The 3,227-nt window shown below is 66.6% G+C and carries 3 protein-coding genes and 2 pseudogenes; 2 read left to right on the plus strand and 3 right to left on the minus strand.

Features of this window, described 5'->3' with window-relative positions:
- Positions 1 to 1,145 (plus strand): annotated as a pseudogene (locus tag DBR20_RS15730) (hypothetical protein); the annotation flags it as partial.
- Positions 1,146 to 1,268: 123 nt separating this feature from the next.
- Here the strand turns inward: DBR20_RS15730 and DBR20_RS15735 are convergent.
- Together DBR20_RS15735 and DBR20_RS15740 are read right to left on the minus strand one after the other, a co-directional pair.
- Positions 1,269 to 1,682 carry a barstar family protein gene (locus tag DBR20_RS15735; protein ID WP_108266820.1) on the minus strand — a complete coding sequence of 138 codons (414 nt, stop codon included), beginning with the start codon at positions 1,680 to 1,682 and terminating at the stop codon, positions 1,269 to 1,271.
- Positions 1,679 to 2,134: a ribonuclease domain-containing protein gene (locus DBR20_RS15740; protein ID WP_108266821.1), complete on the minus strand. Its 456-nt coding sequence runs from the start codon at positions 2,132 to 2,134 to the stop codon at positions 1,679 to 1,681. The genes DBR20_RS15735 and DBR20_RS15740 overlap by 4 nt, the downstream gene beginning before the upstream one ends.
- Before the next feature lie 223 nt (positions 2,135 to 2,357).
- Between DBR20_RS15740 and DBR20_RS15745 the strand changes: the two genes are divergently transcribed.
- Positions 2,358 to 2,969, plus strand: coding sequence for a superoxide dismutase (locus DBR20_RS15745; protein ID WP_089236174.1), 612 nt, complete (start codon positions 2,358 to 2,360; stop codon positions 2,967 to 2,969).
- A 142-nt stretch (positions 2,970 to 3,111) separates the two neighbouring features.
- Here DBR20_RS15745 and DBR20_RS23310 read toward each other — a convergent pair.
- Positions 3,112 to 3,227: pseudogene (locus DBR20_RS23310) on the minus strand (endonuclease/exonuclease/phosphatase family protein); the annotation flags it as partial.

Here is a 3,227-nt window from a genome sequence, read left to right on the forward strand (position 1 = left end):
AGGTCGAGCCGGCACCGGTGGCCGCACCACCGCCCTCACCGGTGCAGGCCACCGAAGTGGCGCAGGCCACCAGCGATTTCGTGGTGCCGCCGATGGTGCCGCCGCGAACCGAAGTCAGCATCGTTCCGCGAGACACCGTCCCGACCGTGCGCGAGCGCAGCGTGCAGCCGGTGCAAGCTGCGCCGACACCAACGCCCGTGCGCACGCCCGAGGTGGCCGTGCAGGCGCCGCGCGTGCGCGATGTACAGGTGCAGGAGCGCGAAATCAGCACGGTTGAAGCGCCGGTGGCGCCGCAGCCGATGCGCACCACCGACATCCAGGTGCGCGTTCCGCAGCGTGAGGTGCAGGTGCGCGAACGCGAAGTGCAGGCCGTGACCGATCCGCAGGTGCGCATGGCCGCTGTGGCAGGGCGCGAGCCGACGGTGCGCGCGCCTGCCGGGCGCGAGGTGCAGGTGCGCGAACGAGAGGTTGCAGCCGCTCCGCTACCGGCAGCGTCGACCTCGGCAGGCAGTGCGCCGACGTCTACGCCAGCGCCCGCAGGCAGCGCGGCCCAGAACAGCGCCAGTGTGGCGCGTCCTGCGGCGACCAGCACTGCCCCCGCGCAGGCAGGCGCACGCCCGGCGCCGACCCCTGGCAACTGGGCGACACCTGCACGCGGTGACGACTGGGGTGCCTCCAGCCGCAATCGCGAAGGCGCCAATCAGGGCGCCGCGCAGGCCAGCGCCGGCAAGGGCGATGGTCTGTTCAATGCTGACGGCAGCGTGCGCGTGACCGGCCAGGACGGTGCCGGCAAGGCCGAGCGTGGCGCACCTGGTGGGGCCAACGACGGCTGGAGCAAGGAACGCATCGCCGAGTCCGGCAAATGGCTGAAGCGACCGCCGTACGACTACACGCCCACCTCGTTCGATAAGTACTGGGTGCCGCAGGAATCGCTGCTTGCCGAATGGGTGCGCAAGGGCGTCAAGGCGATGGAGATTCCGTTGCCGGGCACCAGCACGAAGATTTCCTGCGTGATCTCGATTCTGCAGGCCGGTGGCGGCTGTGGCCTCACCGATCCGAACATGCAGGACCAACCCGCCGTGGCGCGTCCGCCGCCGGATATCCCGTTCAAGAAAGAGCTGCAGGAAGATAACGGCAGCCGGTAGGGTGCCGCATCCACGCATGGCGTGGATCTACTGAGCATCCAGCTGCACTGGGTAGATCCACGCCATGCGTGGATGATCCATGCGCTTACGCGTGCATGCCGACCAAGGTCGGCCTCTACCAGGTCATGCGCTCTGCGACAGGAATACCCAGAACGGGACGTCGCGGCCCACCCAGTCACGGCTGGCTTCATCAAGAATGTCCAGCAGCGTGTCGAACTCCTTGCCTGCACTTGCGCGCAGGGCATCGACATCGGCCAGGAACAGCGCATACCCATTGGCTGGCAACCATTGCAGGTCGCGCAGGTTGTCGGCCAGTGCATCCCAGTTGCCGCCGAAGCCGGCAGGAAAATCAAGCTGGGCGGCCAGCCGCGCCAGCAGGGTGCGCTTGTCGCTCACCCCATCCAGGTCGATCCGGATCACCTTCAGGTCGGCATCGCGCATCGCTGCCGACAGCGCGCTGATATCCGAGGTGTCGATCGCGTAGACGCCTGCATTGTTGATGTCATGCAGGCCGAGGCCGAAATCATCGTGGCTCATGGACGTTCTCCGGAGGCCGGTACGGTGAAGCTGCGGAACGATTCGTAGTGGTCATCGGTGTAGTACCAGGCATCGGGCGGGTTGCCACCGGTGACGATGCGCCGCGCGCCGCGGTTGCCTGCGCCAGGCGTGTCGACGGTGTACTCGCGGTAGTAACCGCGCGGACGCTGTGGCAGTTGCTGTTCGCGGTTGCCGAAGGTGCTGCCGTCCTGGCGATGCGGGAACGGGCCGCCGCGCTGGATCAGCGCGATGGTCTGGCGGGCTTCGGCCGGCAGGAAGGCGGGTAGGGCGCTGTCGCTGCCGCTGTTGCGCACCGCGGGTGCACTGGCGGCCGGCGTGCTCTGCAGGTCAGGCGCGAACTGCGGCGGCGGTGGCCGCTGCATGAAATGATTGACGATCAGGCCGAGCAGCAGCAGGGCGATGGCGGTGATCAACAGCCGGGGGTTGCGCATGGGCAGGAGCGGGCGAGGGTGGTACGCCCACTGTAGCGCCTGCGCGCTGCACCCTGCATGAGGGCGCGCGCTGCGTCACCGCTGCGTAACAATTGCCGGCATGCTCACCTGCAGGACGCAATTTCCTTTACATCCCCCTTGGTAATCTTGCGGTCTGTCCCCATCATTCACCGCGCACCGCCCGACGATGCCGTCGGGTGCCCTCGCTATCAGGAGATGCATCATGGCCTACACCCTGCCCAAGCTGCCCTACGCCTACGACGCGCTGGAACCGCATATCGATGCGGCGACGATGGAAATCCATCACACCAAGCATCACCAGACCTACATCAACAACGTCAACGCTGCGCTGGAAGGCACCGAGTACGCCGACCTGCCGGTCGAAGAGCTGGTGAAGAAGCTGAAGTCGCTGCCGGAGAACCTGCAGGGCCCAGTGCGCAACAATGGTGGCGGTCACGCCAACCACTCGCTGTTCTGGACTGTGATGGCCCCGAACGCTGGCGGCAATCCGGTCGGTGATGTGGCCAAGGCGATCGACAAGGACCTGGGCGGTTTCGACAAGTTCAAGGATGCCTTCACCAAGGCCGCACTGACCCGTTTCGGCAGTGGCTGGGCGTGGCTGAGCGTGACCCCGGACAAGAAGGTCGTGGTCGAAAGCAGCGGCAACCAGGACAGCCCGTTGATGGAAGGCAACACTCCGATCCTCGGTCTGGACGTGTGGGAACACGCGTACTACCTGAAGTATCAGAACCGCCGTCCGGAATACATCGGCGCGTTCTTCAACGTCATCGACTGGAACGAAGTCGAGCGTCGTTACCAGGAAGCGATCGCCTGATCGCAGTGCCTGCGTGAACGCAGAAAGGCCGGGGGAGACCCCGGCCTTTTTGTTTGTCTGTGACCGCACCCGCCGGGCATGGCCCGGCGTTACCGGAAACGGGGGTAGCGCCTGGCCGTGCCCGGCGAGCGCAGCGGCGCGCTCATTCGGTGGTGGCGGGCACGTCCTGCAGCCGCAGCGTTGCCATCACGCCCAAACGCAGGCCGGGCAGGTCGCCATCGGCGGGCAGCAGGATCGCTTGTTGGCGGATGCCGCCGA

The organism is Stenotrophomonas sp. HMWF023 (genome assembly GCF_003060985.1).
Classification (GTDB): Bacteria; Pseudomonadota; Gammaproteobacteria; order Xanthomonadales; family Xanthomonadaceae; genus Stenotrophomonas; species Stenotrophomonas lactitubi.